The sequence below is a fragment of the Myroides odoratimimus genome, from assembly GCF_004337635.1.
GTDB classification, from domain to species: domain Bacteria; phylum Bacteroidota; class Bacteroidia; order Flavobacteriales; family Flavobacteriaceae; genus Flavobacterium; species Flavobacterium odoratimimum.
On the sequence record NZ_CP037427.1, the window covers coordinates 412,335 to 427,402 of the forward strand.

A 15,068-nucleotide genomic window follows, 5' to 3' on the forward strand; every position below is an offset into this window, starting at 1 on the left:
ATTACTTCTATTTAAAAAATGAATCAACAAATTCAAATTTATTAAACACTTGCAAATCTTCGATTCCTTCTCCTACACCTATATACTTAACAGGTATTTGGAATTGATCAGATATACCAATAACTACACCACCTTTAGCAGTTCCATCTAATTTAGTTACAGCCAAACAGTTTACTTCTGTTGCTGCTGTGAATTGCTTAGCTTGTTCAAAGGCATTTTGTCCTGTAGAACCATCTAATACCAACATCACATCATGAGGAGCATCTGGAATAACTTTCTGCATAACACGTTTAACTTTAGTAAGCTCATTCATTAAGTTTACTTTATTATGTAAACGACCGGCTGTATCTATAATTACAACATCAGCGTTCTGAGTTACTGCAGACTGCAAAGTATCAAAAGCAACAGAAGCTGGATCACTTCCCATTTGTTGTCTTACAATTGGCACACCTACTCTATCTGCCCACACTTGTAATTGATCAATAGCAGCTGCTCTAAATGTATCTGCAGCACCTAATACAACATTCAATCCTGCTTTCTTAAATTGATAAGCTAACTTTCCTATCGTTGTTGTCTTTCCAGCACCATTTACTCCTACTACCATCAATACATAAGGCTTTTTATCTTTTGGAATTTCAAACTCTGTTGCTTCACCAGATTGAGTCTCTGATAACAATCCTGCTATCTCATCTCTAAGAATCTGATTTAACTCATCTGTTCCAACATATTTATCTCTCGAAACACGCTCTTCAATACGCTCAATAATTTTCAATGTAGTATTAACACCTACATCAGATGACACAAGTATTTCTTCTAGATTATCAAGTACATCATCATCTACTTTTGACTTACCAGCAACTGCTTTAGTCAGTTTTGAGAAAAAAGAAGATTTAGACTTTTCTAAACCTTTATCTAAAGTTTCCTTCTTTTCCGAAGAAAATAACTTCTTAAAAAAACTCATATTACTTTTATTAACTACTGCAAATATAAAGAATAAAAAGTGAATCAATTTACCCAAATCACAGGATAAAAAAATAAACAACTTTTGTTCTTTTTATTATAAATGAAAAAAGCATCCATAAAAGGTGCTTTCAAATAAAACTTGGTATCATAAATATATACACAAAAAAAGCTGCCTATAATAGACAGCTTTTCTAGATCTTTATAATGGTAAAATTACTTCTTGTTTAAGAAATCATCCACAAAGTCAGGAGCCATAACAGCTTCAACGAATGTGTAAGCTCCAGTTTTAGGAGATTTAACCATTTTAATTGCTTTCGTCAACTTTTTAGAAGATGTTCTTAAAGTCGCTACGGTTTTCTTTGCCATGACTAATAATTATTTAATTTCTTTGTGAACTGTTACTTTCTTCATGATAGGATTAAATTTCTTAATCTCTAATCTATCAGGTGTGTTTTTCTTATTCTTAGTCGTGATGTATCTTGAAGTTCCTGGTAAACCAGATGCTTTGTGTTCAGTACATTCTAAGATTACTTGAATTCTGTTCCCTTTCTTTGCCATCGTATTCTATTTTTTAATGGTATGAATTATTTTACTAATCCTTTTGCTTTTGCATCTTTCAATACAGCAGTAATACCTTTTTTGTTAATTGTTTTTAATGCAGACGTTGATAATTTCAATGTTACCCATCTGTCTTCTTCAGCAATGTAGAAACGTTTTTTAACTAAGTTCACAGAAAACTTTCTCTTAGTTTTATTCATCGCGTGAGAAACGTTGTTTCCAACCATTGCTCTTTTACCAGTAATTTCACAAACTCTTGACATTATTTCTTATCTTTTATTTCAATATTCAAAATCAGGGTGCAAAGTAACGAAAAAGAAAATTATCTTACAAATTCTTTTAGGTTATTTTTTTAATATTTCATTATATATCAATTCTAAACCCTTTGCTATAGCACTGTTTATAACCTTTTCTCTTGGTTGGCCTAATTCATATTTTTTTGTAAACACTCCTATAGGCGTTGCGATTCCTATACATACAGTTCCTACCTCGACATCAGAATCTCCCTTAGATGGTCCAGCATTTCCAGTAGTAGCAATTGCATAGTCACTATTAAATTTTAATCGTGCTTGCTCAGCCATTTCCATAGCTACTTCTTCACTAACTACTGTATATTTATTTATTGTATCTTGATTAACTCCTAGTATATTTACTTTACTCTCGGTTGCATAACATACCATTCCTCCTTTAAAGTAAGCAGAAGAGCCTGGTTTAGCATTAAACATAACAGCTAACCGTCCACCTGTACAACTTTCTGCAAAAGAAATAGTTTTATTTCTAATTTGCAACTCTTTTATAATAATTTCAGGAAAGTCAATATCCTCATAAGCTCGAATATATGCTTTCACAGACTCAGGCATTCTATCAATTTGCATCTCAATGCTTTGAGACAAGAAATCTTGATTAGAACCTCTACTTGACAGACGTAATCTTACTTTACCAGGGCTTGGTAAATAAGCTAATTTTATATCTGACGGTAAATTATTCTCCCAATCTTCAAGATATTCTGCTAACAAACTTTCTCCAATACCATAAGTAATTATCGTTTTATGGATATTAAATACCCCCTTAAAGTGATCTTTAATATAAGGAACTAATTGCTCACTAAATATTGTTTTCATTTCAAGAGGAACTCCTGGAAAAGAAACAAAAGTAGTGTTGTTTTTTTGCATTAACATACCTGGAGCAGTCCCTACAGTATTAAATAAAACAGTAGAAGTAGAAGGCACTAAAGCTTGCTGTTTATTAACCTCTGAAATAGGCCTTTTAAAGTAATTCTCTATAAGTGTCGTCACATGAGCTAAAACTTGCTCATCTATGACTAGATGATCCTCAAAAAAGTCACAAAACACTTTTTTAGTCACATCATCCTTAGTCGGTCCTAATCCTCCTGTCATTATAACTAAATCCACCTGTCCCATTTGAGAAGACATAGCCTTCTCTATTGATTCTTTTTTATCAGAAATAGTTATAATTTCTGATACTTCGAATCCTAACAAATCAAGTTCCTTTGCTAAATACACAGAATTAGTATCTACAATCTGACCGATGAGAATCTCATCTCCTATAGTGATTATACTTGCTTTCATACTATTTTCTATAAGCTAAAGTCTTTCTGTATCTCTTTACGAGCTTTCTTTACTCTCTCTTTAAAGATTTTAAAAGTCTCCTTTACAGCTTTAGTCTTTCCTTTTTCTTTAGTCCATTCTTCTATTAGAGAAGCCTCTTCGATAGCCTGTTCCATTCCTAAAAACTCTAATGAAGGCATCAATATATTCATACTTTCTGCTACATTGCCATAGTTCTTATCATTGATTCCAAGCTTTATTTTTTTGACCAAATCTTTAGATTCTTCAACAAAAACGATTAAGCCAGCTTTCACTAACGCTTGGTCATCGTTATAAGTCTGTAATATAGGTCCTAAATCATAATGAAGTGCCATACGCTTATTTTACATTTAAACGGAATAACTTTTTACCTGCTAGAGTTCCTTCTAGCACATCTCCTTCATTTACTTTCCCTACTCCTTTTGGAGTACCTGTGAAGATTAAATCTCCTTTCTTCAGAGTAAAATATTTAGACACTTCTGCTATAGTCTCATCTATGTTCCAAATCATCTGTGCAGTACTAGCCTCCTGAACTGTATTGCCGTTTTGTATTAATGAGAATGTAGTATCATAAAGGTTTTCTAATTCTTGCTTATCAATAAACTCTCCTAACATAGCAGATCCATCAAAAGCTTTTGCCTTCTCCCAAGGCAATCCTTTTTCTTTTAATTTACTCTGCATATCTCTAGCAGTAAAATCAATTCCTACAGTAACCTCATCATAATATTTATGAGCAAACTTAGGTTCAATATGCTTACCTACTTTAGTAATTTTCACCACTACTTCTACTTCATAATGAATATCATCAGAAAACTCAGGAATAGCAAATGGACACTCTCTACCTAATAAAGCAGAATCAGGTTTAATAAATAATACAGGCTCTGAAGGTCTTTCATTGTTTAGCTCTTCAATATGCTCTACATAATTTCTTCCTATACAAACTATCTTCATAAAGATGTAATTACAACTTATTATTTAATTTTCTCAATTTCAGACCAGTCAATACTTTCTTAGTATACAATGGAAAATCTGCATTCTGAATCCAACCATAGTACCCAGGCTCATTCTCCAAAACATCGTCTACTAATGCTCCTTTGTGCTTTCCAAAAGTAAATATTTCTTTACCTTCTTCATTTAATGCAATAAACCCAGCGAAGTCAACACTTTTCTTACGAGTAGTAAACTCAGACAACGACTTCATATCATTCTCTAAGTCCTCATATCTATCTAATTGTGCTTTTAATATCTCATAAGTCGCATTTGTATCTGCCGTTGCTGAGTGTGCATTATCTAAATTCTCATTACAATAAAAACGATAAGCAGCACTTAATGTACGCTCTTCCTTTTTATGGAAGATTGTCTGGATATCTACTGACACTCTATTTCCCATTTCAAAATCCACTCCTGCTCTCAATAATTCTTCTGCTAATAGTGGGATATCAAAACGATCTGAATTAAACCCAGCTAAGTCAGAATCTTTAATCATATTGTACACTAGCGGAGCTAATTCTTTAAACGTTGGCTCATTCGCTACCTTCTCATCAGTAATACCATGTATAGCTGTAGACTGCGCAGGTATAGCTCTTTCTGGATTTACTAACCAAGTCTTGCTTTCTTTATTTCCATTTGGAAACACTTTTAATATCGATATTTCTACAACTCTGTCTCTTGCTACGTCTATACCTGTTGTCTCTAAATCAAAGAAACAAATTGGTCTATGTAATTTCAACTCCATTATTCTATTTTTATTTAATTACAAATATAATAAATGTAAACTTTAGCATATTAAAAACCAATACTAACTTTTTTAACATTAATAACTAATATCGACATATTTACTTTTTATTATCTTCATGAATATATAACAATTATCACAAATAATAAAGGCTATTCTTAAACAGAATAGCCTTTAAATAAAACATTTAAAATAACATATCTAACCAAATCTATGACTCAAAAGGTGATTTCTTCACCTCATCATCTATATCACTAGACAAACTTCCTAAGAACACTGTAATATCATCTATTTGCTCTTGACTTAATTTTACATTAGTTTGTAAACTAGCCATAATACGCACAGCCTCTTTCAAATCCTTCACAGAACCATCGTGAAAATAAGGTCCTGTATGCTCTATATTTCTCAATCCAGGTACTTTAAATAAATATTTCTCTGTATCTTTTTTACTTAAATCAGCTAGCCCATTATCTATCTTAGCTGATTTAGTTTCTTGCCAATAATCACCGTACACTCCGAATTTTTGGAACATCTGCCCTCCTAACGCTACTCCATTATGACAAGTAATACATCCCACAGAAATAAATGTTTCTAATCCTTTTTGCTCTTGTGCTGTTAATGCAGCTACATCTCCATCTAAGAACTTATCAAATCTACTCTCTGGCATTAATGTACGTTCAAATGCACCAATGGCATTAGTAATATTTTTAAATGTGATAGGTTCTTTATCCGATTTATACACAGCTGCAAACTTCTCCTTATACATATCGATTTTACGCAACCTATCTTCTAATTCTTTTTCATTTTTAATATTGTGCTCTACTGGATTTAGAATAGGCCCTCCAGCCTGCTCTTCAACATCTTTTGCTCTTCCATCCCAAAATTGCATATTATGCAAAGCTGCATGAAAAACAGTAGGTGAATTACGCCCCCCTAAAGACCCATCATCTCCAGGAGAAAAGGCTAAATTATCTACCCCATAGGTATTTAAGTTATGGCATGAATTACAGCTGATATTTCCATCTTTAGAAAGATTCGTATCAAAATACAAATATTTTCCTAAGGCTACTTTCTCTGGATCTAAATTTGTATTCTCTACAGAAGAAATAGGTTGAAAATAAGTTGAGGCTTTAGTTAATAATTCTGATTTGTTTTCTTCTTTATGATCTGAACTACTTGTTTGTTCCTTTTTACAACTGACAAATGCCAATAATACAGTCAATAAAACTAGATGCTTTTTCATATTTAATACTACTTTGATTTATGATATCAAGTTACTTAGTATAAAGAAGAAGAAGAATGACATATATCACCTTACACCACTACTTCTGGTTTTACTATTTATTCAACTTTAAACCCTTAAATCAACCATAAACTTAAAAATAACTATCGAAAAACAAACATAACATAATATTTATTTTGTTTTATTAAATATTTACTCTATTTTGGCTATAACCAACAACGATAAAATACTATGAAAACAATTTATTCTCTTCTTATCTCTTTCTCTTTAGCGATAATTTGTACAAGTTGTCACACCACAGAAACAATAGTATCTTCACCCTATAAACTAAAGAATGAAAAAACAGTAGTCTATTCCGCTAAAACCTTTATGTTTAAAAATTACTTTTTCACCTATGAGAACGGTGAAGCTACTTTAGTATATCAACAAGATGCTAAACTAAATGAAAAGACAGAGCCTGTATATTTAACACTAAGAGAAAATAAAGAAAACACTAGATTTCAGGAATTCACAGATAAGACTAAACAAATTACTGTAAAAATTATTAGTGATTATGAAGTAAGGTTACAGTTAGACAAAGCCCGATATACATTATATACTTCTAATCATTTAAAAGAAGTAAATGCCGATACTCAACGTATATTAGCAGATATTGCTTTATGGAAAAATGAACGTTATTAATATTATATAGCCTTCAAGGAATCAAAAGGTTTTCTACTAAGTGTAAAATAAGCTAGACTATTATAATATCTAATAAACAGAGAGGAACTATTCAATGGATAGTTCCTCTCTGTTTATTACCACCTATTTTAAAAACTACCGTTATCAAATACTATTAAAAATAGCTCCTATATTATCTTTTCTAAATATTTATAAACTTGGTTCATAAACAGAAACTTCCTCTCTTAGCCAAGTCGGAATCTCTATTGTTTTTTTCTCTTTAATATCGATCATCACCTGTGTACTCGTACCTATCGCATGCAAGATTAGATCTCTATTCTCCCCTTCACTAACAATAGCGTATTCAATCTCAAAACTCTTAACTCCCATTTTTGATATTCTTACACCAATTCTCGGGTGTCTTACATCTAACTTAATCTCTTTAATATAATTACAAGAAATATTAGCGATAACAAACATGTGCTTAAACCAGTCCCACGTTTTACTTGCCTGATTCATATAATACCCTCTACCGATTTGGAAGTAGTCTATATAGATTACATTATTAACATGTCCTAAGGCGTCCATATCACTCCATCTTATTTCTAATGGGTGGTAAAACCTAAAATCATTACTATTAAATTCCATATTTACTCATCTAAAGTTAGAGATTCAAGATATAAAAAACATATTAAACCACAACTCTACTTTCTTCATAATATCTAAACTCTAAGCAAAAAGTTTTTATTTCAGAAGTGTATTGATGTTATTCTTCATTTATGGTATTGTTCACATCATTACTTTTACTTCCAAATATGGCTTCTTTCCAATTGTAATCCTTTTTTAGAAAGCTGATTTCTCTCTTTAAATCAAATCGTTTGATAACAGTAAGATTAAATGTACTTGTCAATAGTCCTGTTTGATAATCCTTTTTCATATTTAGAAATAAACCATTCGCTATAGCAGATGCACTAATTATCCATTCTTTCCCAATATAACCAAGAGAAAAACGCCCTACTACAGAAGGATTAACTGTAAAAATTCTTTTATTCGTTAATAAGTTTTCTTCTATTGCTCCATTCACACCAAATGTAAATGCGCCTGCTACCAATACTTTTTTATACGGTACCCAGTTATACCCATACCCTATATTAGGACCAAAATGATATGTACGTTTATCATAATCTTGCAACTCTTCAGAAAAAACCGGAATATTCCGTAGTGATGAATAAAACACCCCTCCTCCTAATAATAAAGAACCTGCAGATTTTACTTGTACTTTATTAAAGTCGTAAGCAGCACCTAAAGAATACTTTTCATTATTCCATACGTATTGAAACAAGGCTCCATACATATGAATTTTAAAATCTGGAAATATATCATCCTCTGTTGGGGTATCATCTTTATGATCTCCTGTATAACGATAAAATCCTTTATTTCGTTTGTAATATAAATCAATCAGAAATTTATCTCCATAATGATGATATTGAAAATCTGTTGCTTTTGTTTTCCCTTTTTCTTTTTCTCTCATAAAAGAAAAACCATGACTAAAACTAAATGAAGAACTACCCCATAAAAAACCTACCCCTATACTCACAGGTTTATTAGACTCAAAAGTCTGTGTGCTTTTTTTATCTTCTAAAGTATAGTCTAACGCTAATACATCCTTACCAAAAGCAAACTTAACACCATAAGACTTTATATGATCTCTTACATAAGTAGAATCAACCTGTGCAACAACAGACATTGACAACGAAAAAAATACTAATACTATTAAATACCTCACTATAACTGACAATTAATTATCTCAAAACAATATTAATAAAAAAACCTCTAGTCTTATAACTAGAGGTTTATTAAGTTTTTAATAGACTAAAAGATTTAGTTTACATCATAGTAGTCATATACATGATATTCGTTAAATGCAATTTCTTCATCACATTCTAAAGTTGAATAATGCTTCTCACCAGCATCAAATAGAACAAGATTTAAACGTTTAAATAATAAATTCAACATTTCTTTCTGTCCTTCTTCATCCAACTCTAAGGTCATTTTTACAATGTGCTCTTTACTTTCTGTGCTTTTTTGTTTATCTACACAGATTAGAGTTGCTTTAAAGTCACTAATACCTGTCAAAGATATTCCGGATCAGTGACAAAAGTTGGGGACTAGGCAAAAAGGGATCAGTGACAAAAGTTGGGGACTAGGCAAAAAGTCTAGTTAATCTAAAAAGAAAAAACTTCTTATCCCTAACACCTCTATACATCATACGGAAGTATTTAATTTTGGCATTAAATGATTCCGCAGAAGCATTTGTACTTCTATTAATAAAGTAATTGATGATTTCGTTATAGTGTACATTAAACGTCTTTAAAACAGTACTAAAGTGTTTGAGTGAAGCTTTTTCAATATCATTAAACCAATGAGAAAGCTTAGTCATAGCTATTTCTTTATCTATTTGTAGATTATATATCTGTCTAAGGTTATTAGCAAGTAGATAGGCTTGTTTAATCTCTGGGTATAATTCAAATAGTATCTTAGCTCTTTCTTGTTGGTCAGATTGGAGAATCCAGTGAAATTGACCACCTAATTCCGTTAAAAGTGATCACTTAATTCCGGTGGAAAGTGACCACCTAATTCCGGTGAAATTGACCACCTAAAAAACCAAGTTAAAACATGTCTAAATATCTTAGCTAAAATGCAAGAGATATGGCTAATAAAAAGATCGACATGTTACAATTAAAACAACTACTACGTCTATATACTCAAGGAGTAAGTAAACTTCAAATAAGTTCCCAATTAGGTCTTTCACGTAATACTGTTAAGAAATATATTCCTCTCTTTACGACTTCAAAATTCACTTATGAAGAGATAAAAGAATTAAATGATACAGATATAGAAGATTTATTTGACACTAAAGAATTGGATTCTGATGAAAAAGAAGCAATCTTGTATAAATATTTCCCTTACTTTACTAAAGAACTACTTAAAACGGGAGTAACAAGACATATCTTGTGGCAAGAGTACCTTTTGAAACATCCTGAAGGTTATCGTTATTCTCAATTTTGCTATCATTTGCGAACTTGGCAGAAAAAAACATCTCCTTCTTTACACATGCAACACAAAGCTGGAGATAAGATGTTTGTTGATTACACAGGGAAAAAGTTGTCTATTATTGATAAATCTACAGGAGAAATAACTTCTGTAGAAGTATTTATTTCTATTCTTGGTTCAAGTAGAATGACTTATGTAGAAGCCAGTCTAACTCAAAATACAGAAGATTTTATATCAAGTCTCACCAATTCCTTACATTTTTATCAAGGAGTCCCACTTGCCATTGTACCTGACAACTTAAAAGCAGCTGTAACTAAAAGTGATAAATACGAACCTAAAATAGCTCATAATCTTCAAGACTTTGCTCTACATTATAACACAACTATTTTACCCGCAAGAAGTTATAAGCCAAAGGATAAAGCCTTAGTAGAGAATGCAGTAAAAACAGTCTATACTCGTGTATTTGCTCCTCTTAGAAATAGAGAGTTCTTTAGTTTGCAAGAACTAAATCAAGCAATAGCAGAATTGTTAGAACAGCATAATGAAAAACTACTTTCACGAGAAAGAGTTTCAAGAAAAACGTTGTTTAAAGAAATTGAACAACCTGTTTTACAATCACTACCAGCACACAGGTATGAATTAAAATATGCTATAAAAGCAACTGTTCAAAAAATTAGTCACATCTACCTAAATAAAGATAAACACTACTATAGTGTTCCTTTCCATTATATTGGTAAAAAGGTAAATATTCTTTATAGCAAAGATATTGTTGATATATATCACAATCAAAGACTTATCGCTTCACACAATAGAGAATTAGGAAAGTATCGGTATACTACTGTAAAGGAACATATGCCTTCATCTCACCAATATATCACAGATTGGAATCCTACACAGTTTTTGAAATGGGGACAAGAAATAGGAGAATCTACACAAAAATATTTAGCAATGATATTAGATAAGCGACAGCACCCAGAACAATCATATAAGTCTTGTGCTGGAATTTTAAGCTTAGGTAAACGCTTTTCTAATATTCGATTAGAAAAAGCCTGTACACGGGGTTTAGAATACGAAAGATATAGTTATAAAATGATCAAAAGCATTTTAGAAAAGGGATTAGATGCTATTGAAGAACAACCATTAAACAAAGAAAGAGAAGTTCCTACTCATCAGAATATCAGAGGAGCAGCTTATTATCAATAGAACAATAATATTAAATTATAGAAACATGAATCAAACAACTTTAGAAAAATTAAAGTATTTAAAACTTTATGGAATGCATAGAGCATTCGCATCAACACTACAACTTCCTACTTCGGATTATACAAATGATCAACTTATTGCTTATTTAACTGATAGTGAATATGATGATAGGGAGAACAGAAAGATAGAAAGACTAATAAATACAGCTAAATTTAGATACAAAGCTTATATACAGGATATTAATATAGATTCATCCAGAAATATTGATAGGAATATGATTGATCGATTAGCTGCTTGTCAATTTATAAAACAGCAACAAAACGTATTAATTACTGGTAGTACAGGAGTAGGAAAAAGTTATATTGCTTCTGCAATTGGTTATCAAGCTTGTATGTTAGGATATAAAGTCATGTACTTTAGTATCAATAAACTATTCTCTAAATTAAAGATGGCTAAAGGAGATGGTTCTTTTTCTAAGGAAATAGATCGAATTGAAAAACAAGACCTAATTATATTAGATGATTTTGGATTACAACCCTTAGACAATCTTAAAAGACAAGATTTTATGGAAATTATTGAAGATCGCCATGGTAAGAGATCTACAATTATAGCTTCACAACTTCCCATTGAAACATGGCATGATATAATTGGAGAACAAACTATAGCTGACGCTATTTTAGATAGAATGGTACATAATTCTATTAGAATTGAACTTCATGGGGAGTCTTTAAGAAGTAAAAATACATTAGCAAAAATTCAACAAAACTCTATTAAATAACTATACTTATTTTTTGTATTTTTAACTGAAATATAAAACATGTTTTTGACTTGATTTTAGGTGGTCACTTTCCACCGGAATAACATGGTCACTTTCTCCGGAATCTACACTAGGTATTCCCAGCCCTTTTTTCTTAAAATAATCATATCCCACTATATAAATATAGATTAATACTAAAGGGATACCTACCCATAGATTAATTCCTAAAAGAGATGTAGCTCCTATAAACATAATTCCTAAACCAATATAATGCATCGGAATCCAATATAGTGTATGATCATTTTCTCTCTTATAATACTGTTGGTCTTCTGGATCAAAATATATCTCTATCTTATTCCATTTACTTCCTAAGTACCAAGTAAGCAGCCCTCCTAATGAAATACTCAAAGGAAGTATCTCCGCTCTATACTCATGTAGAGGAATTAGAAAACCAATTCCTAAACTTAATAAGGGAAATAACAAGGCTAATATTCCCCTTCCTGCCCACACTATCATAAAAATCTATTTGCAATTAAACACATTATCCAATCCGTTATCTCGATAGTAAAACACTCTTAAACAACTGAATTAGAGTGCAAATGTATAGCAAAATCACAAAACAACTTTATCCCTTTTGGATACTTTATATCGTTGTACACAACTCTATTAAGAAACCATTATGATCTAAAACATACCCTACCGTCTGTCCCCAAGGCTTTACTGTTACAGGCTCATATACTGTGCCTCCCGCTTGTTCTACCTTTTGGATAGCTAAGGGTACATCATCCACAACAAAGCCTAACTCGATCCCAAAAGGTTTCTCTTTACTCACCTGTTGATACCCTTTACTCAAATTACTACTTGCCAACCCTACTTGTGCAAAAGCAATCGTAGTATCTCCTGACACAAGCTCTGCATAATCAGCCTCTGGAGTGATGAACTTACGCACAAACCCAAATGCCTCTTCATAAAACTTTACAGTAGTCTCTACATCTACCACATACATAATGGTATAACTATATTTTATCATTTCTTTCTATTTAAAAAATTCTTCTTCTATTTCTTTAAACTCCTCTTGCTCATAGCGTTTGATACCTTTATCCTTTATCATAAAAATAGCTTGACAATGTTTATATAACACATCTGCTATATGAGAAGAAATAAATACAATACTCTCTTGAGACAAATGCTCTAGATACTTCATCAAATAATAATTAGCCTCTATATCTAGCCCATTAAAAGGTTCGTCTAGTATATACATCTTATACTCTTTCTGAAGTACAGCATTGAGATAGACCTTTTTCCTCATCCCTGTAGAGAATTCCTTGATTAACTTATCAGAAGGCAAGTCAAACAACAATTGATTCCCCAGTCCTTTTTGTTGTATTAAATGTTGGTAAAAAGTATAAAACTCCTCTGCTGTTAACTCATCATATACAGCAGGTTCGGCACTGCACCAGCCTACTTCTTGCAGAGAAAGAACCTTGTCTTTTAATTCAACAGTACCTTTATATTTTTCTAAACCAAGCATACATTTAAACAGCGTAGTCTTTCCCTCTCCATTTTTCCCCATTACTCCATAAATACCTGGTTTATCTATAGTAAACTGAATGTCTTTTAGAACAAGATGATTACCATAGCTCTTTTCTTTAATATTTACTTTCAACATTCTTTATCTGATTTAATTGACGAATTGCTCGTTTATACAAAAAAGGCATTGCTAATAATGGTAAACCTATTCCTATAAAGCAACTTGCTATAAACAATTGATGTTTTAATTCACTCTTATAAAAACGATACTTTAATACCGTATTACACATTGGTAAAACTAAAACTAATACTCCCCAAAACACATAATTCCAATCAAATGACAATACTAAAACCAATAGTAAAACAGGTATTATAACTAATAAAGAATTAAACATCTGAACTTTTACCTGTTGCTCTAAATACTCTCCCCCACTTAATACGCTTGTCATAATCTCTGTTTCCCTTTCTCTTTCAAAAGTCGGTATCATTGTTAAGATTCCTGCTAAGATAAAACTCCCTATAACCAAGTTTTCATTACTGTGATTCACTCCCATTACACTAAACAAAATCACTATAGGCAATATCCACAACAATTTAAACTTCCTAAAACTAATCCTCCAAAAAGGATCTACTAAAGAAAAAGGATACTTAACCACGGTTGATTGTTTTTTTGGAATAAAAGATAAGAGGTAGTATAATACGACTACACTTCCTAATCCTATATATTCTTGGTTTGCTATCAGCACAACTAAAAAAGGAAAACTATACAACAGATATTCAAACCACAGTACTATCCGATAATGCTTATATACTTTTAATAATTCTATATCTGTTCTACTCATATGATATAGAATAGCATCTAGAAACACAAAATAAAATATACCTTTTACTATGGCGTAATTAAAATAGGCTAATACAGCAGTACCTATATAAAGCCCACAGATCAACGTCATAGCTATATAGTCTCCTTTAGACACATATTTTCTAAATCGTATATCTAGTAAATACTTCAAGAGAGTTAGCATATCTTTTTAATTTATACTACAAGATAAGTATTAAAAACGTTCTATTCGTTACGAACAAAAACAAAAAAGTCAAAGCATATGCTTTGACTTCTATATATTATTTAAATAATCCTCTGTTAACCATAAACTGATAACTGTAAACCAACTCCTATCCCTCAAAGTCACCACAATCATGAACATCAAAAGACTCTAATAAGCTCTTTAAAGTATAAAAGCCTGCAGGTCTATACAGTTCTTGATCGATTACTTGTCCTTTTACAGTTAATTGATACACAGGATAATCATCTACTCTTTCAAAAACGAACTCATTTAATGGAGTATGTATGGTTATCGTCTTATCCTTCTCCTCTATTTTAGTAATCTTATAAGAGATCTGCGTTTGTAAATCACATGCGTTCATCAAGTTTATCATCTCTCCGTCTATAATAATATTAGCAACATCACAAGCGTAGCAACTACCTCCAAACTCTAATCCATACTTCTTAGTCACTTCTTTAGCCTCTTTATCACTAATCTCCATCGGAACTAATAGCTCACTTTGCAACTGCTTTACTTGCTCGTTTTCAGGAACAGACACGGTCATCTCCGTACCAGCCTGTTCTACAGCTTTCTTCTCAATTGTATTATTCTGTTTGCAGCTCATCGTTATAGCTACTATACATATCAGCATTAATGCTCTTTTCATACCTTCTATATTTTCAGCAAATGTAGATATTATTACAAATAATAAGCA

21 protein-coding genes are annotated in these 15,068 nt (G+C 31.6%); 3 read left to right on the forward strand and 18 right to left on the reverse strand.

Annotated elements, in window-relative coordinates:
- Positions 1-7 precede the first annotated feature (7 nt).
- The 9 genes from ftsY to E0Z07_RS01990 all read right to left on the reverse strand — a co-directional run bounded on the left by ftsY (position 8) and on the right by E0Z07_RS01990 (position 6,106).
- Complete coding sequence (gene ftsY, locus E0Z07_RS01950; RefSeq protein WP_025124486.1) at positions 8-961, reverse strand: signal recognition particle-docking protein FtsY; 954 nt, start codon at positions 959-961, stop codon at positions 8-10.
- A 215-nt stretch (positions 962-1,176) separates the two neighbouring features.
- A complete protein-coding gene (locus E0Z07_RS01955; RefSeq protein ID WP_006260302.1) occupies positions 1,177-1,329 on the reverse strand; it encodes a DUF4295 domain-containing protein in 153 nt (50 codons plus the stop codon).
- Positions 1,330-1,338: 9 nt separating this feature from the next.
- A complete protein-coding gene (gene rpmG, locus E0Z07_RS01960; protein ID WP_006260303.1) occupies positions 1,339-1,521 on the reverse strand; it encodes a 50S ribosomal protein L33 in 183 nt (60 codons plus the stop codon).
- 26 nt (positions 1,522-1,547) lie between these two features.
- On the reverse strand, positions 1,548-1,784 hold the full coding sequence (gene rpmB / locus E0Z07_RS01965; protein WP_006260304.1) for a 50S ribosomal protein L28: 237 nt from the start codon (positions 1,782-1,784) through the stop codon (positions 1,548-1,550).
- An 81-nt stretch (positions 1,785-1,865) separates the two neighbouring features.
- Positions 1,866-3,110: a CinA family nicotinamide mononucleotide deamidase-related protein gene (locus tag E0Z07_RS01970; protein WP_006260305.1), complete on the reverse strand. Its 1,245-nt coding sequence runs from the start codon at positions 3,108-3,110 to the stop codon at positions 1,866-1,868.
- Between the two features lie 8 nt (positions 3,111-3,118).
- Positions 3,119-3,463 (reverse strand): hypothetical protein, encoded by a 345-nt coding sequence (locus E0Z07_RS01975; RefSeq protein WP_006260306.1) that lies wholly within the window; start codon positions 3,461-3,463, stop codon positions 3,119-3,121.
- 4 nt (positions 3,464-3,467) lie between these two features.
- Entirely contained in the window at positions 3,468-4,079 is a 612-nt protein-coding gene (locus E0Z07_RS01980) for a fumarylacetoacetate hydrolase family protein (RefSeq protein WP_006260307.1), read from the reverse strand.
- A 10-nt stretch (positions 4,080-4,089) separates the two neighbouring features.
- Positions 4,090-4,863 (reverse strand): 3'-5' exonuclease, encoded by a 774-nt coding sequence (locus tag E0Z07_RS01985; protein ID WP_006260308.1) that lies wholly within the window; start codon positions 4,861-4,863, stop codon positions 4,090-4,092.
- Positions 4,864-5,074: 211 nt separating this feature from the next.
- Positions 5,075-6,106: a cytochrome-c peroxidase gene (locus tag E0Z07_RS01990; RefSeq protein WP_006260309.1), complete on the reverse strand. Its 1,032-nt coding sequence runs from the start codon at positions 6,104-6,106 to the stop codon at positions 5,075-5,077.
- Between the two features lie 231 nt (positions 6,107-6,337).
- Here E0Z07_RS01990 and E0Z07_RS01995 point away from each other — a divergent pair, with 231 nt between their 5' ends.
- Positions 6,338-6,787 carry a hypothetical protein gene (locus E0Z07_RS01995; protein ID WP_006262012.1) on the forward strand — a complete coding sequence of 150 codons (450 nt, stop codon included), beginning with the start codon at positions 6,338-6,340 and terminating at the stop codon, positions 6,785-6,787.
- 189 nt (positions 6,788-6,976) lie between these two features.
- Here the strand turns inward: E0Z07_RS01995 and E0Z07_RS02000 are convergent, their stop codons facing one another.
- The 4 genes from E0Z07_RS02000 to E0Z07_RS02015 form a co-directional block, all read right to left on the reverse strand.
- Complete coding sequence (locus tag E0Z07_RS02000; protein WP_115283947.1) at positions 6,977-7,414, reverse strand: acyl-CoA thioesterase; 438 nt, start codon at positions 7,412-7,414, stop codon at positions 6,977-6,979.
- A gap of 118 nt (positions 7,415-7,532) precedes the next feature.
- The gene (locus E0Z07_RS02005) at positions 7,533-8,552 is read right to left on the reverse strand and encodes a DUF4421 family protein (RefSeq protein ID WP_006262013.1); all 1,020 of its coding nucleotides are present in this window, start codon (positions 8,550-8,552) and stop codon (positions 7,533-7,535) included.
- Positions 8,553-8,647: 95 nt separating this feature from the next.
- Entirely contained in the window at positions 8,648-8,902 is a 255-nt protein-coding gene (locus E0Z07_RS02010; RefSeq protein WP_006262014.1) for a hypothetical protein, read from the reverse strand.
- Between the two features lie 67 nt (positions 8,903-8,969).
- Entirely contained in the window at positions 8,970-9,335 is a 366-nt protein-coding gene (locus E0Z07_RS02015) for a transposase (protein ID WP_262711045.1), read from the reverse strand.
- A 140-nt stretch (positions 9,336-9,475) separates the two neighbouring features.
- Here E0Z07_RS02015 and istA point away from each other — a divergent pair, with 140 nt between their 5' ends.
- A complete protein-coding gene (gene istA / locus E0Z07_RS02020) occupies positions 9,476-11,023 on the forward strand; it encodes an IS21 family transposase (protein ID WP_131540179.1) in 1,548 nt (515 codons plus the stop codon).
- Between the two features lie 25 nt (positions 11,024-11,048).
- Positions 11,049-11,801 carry an IS21-like element helper ATPase IstB gene (gene istB, locus E0Z07_RS02025; RefSeq protein WP_006260107.1) on the forward strand — a complete coding sequence of 251 codons (753 nt, stop codon included), beginning with the start codon at positions 11,049-11,051 and terminating at the stop codon, positions 11,799-11,801.
- Positions 11,802-11,822: 21 nt separating this feature from the next.
- On the opposite strand, the gene E0Z07_RS02030 is transcribed toward istB, so the two are convergent.
- From E0Z07_RS02030 to E0Z07_RS02050, 5 genes are all read right to left on the reverse strand, one after another.
- Positions 11,823-12,296 (reverse strand): hypothetical protein, encoded by a 474-nt coding sequence (locus E0Z07_RS02030; protein ID WP_233446005.1) that lies wholly within the window; start codon positions 12,294-12,296, stop codon positions 11,823-11,825.
- A 127-nt stretch (positions 12,297-12,423) separates the two neighbouring features.
- Positions 12,424-12,786, reverse strand: coding sequence for a VOC family protein (locus E0Z07_RS02035; protein ID WP_006267007.1), 363 nt, complete (start codon positions 12,784-12,786; stop codon positions 12,424-12,426).
- 30 nt (positions 12,787-12,816) lie between these two features.
- Positions 12,817-13,449, reverse strand: coding sequence for an ATP-binding cassette domain-containing protein (locus E0Z07_RS02040; protein ID WP_006262023.1), 633 nt, complete (start codon positions 13,447-13,449; stop codon positions 12,817-12,819).
- Entirely contained in the window at positions 13,430-14,335 is a 906-nt protein-coding gene (locus E0Z07_RS02045) for a hypothetical protein (protein ID WP_006262024.1), read from the reverse strand. The genes E0Z07_RS02040 and E0Z07_RS02045 overlap by 20 nt, the downstream gene beginning before the upstream one ends.
- A 148-nt stretch (positions 14,336-14,483) precedes the next feature.
- Positions 14,484-15,020 carry a hypothetical protein gene (locus tag E0Z07_RS02050; protein WP_006262025.1) on the reverse strand — a complete coding sequence of 179 codons (537 nt, stop codon included), beginning with the start codon at positions 15,018-15,020 and terminating at the stop codon, positions 14,484-14,486.
- Positions 15,021-15,068 lie beyond the last annotated feature (48 nt).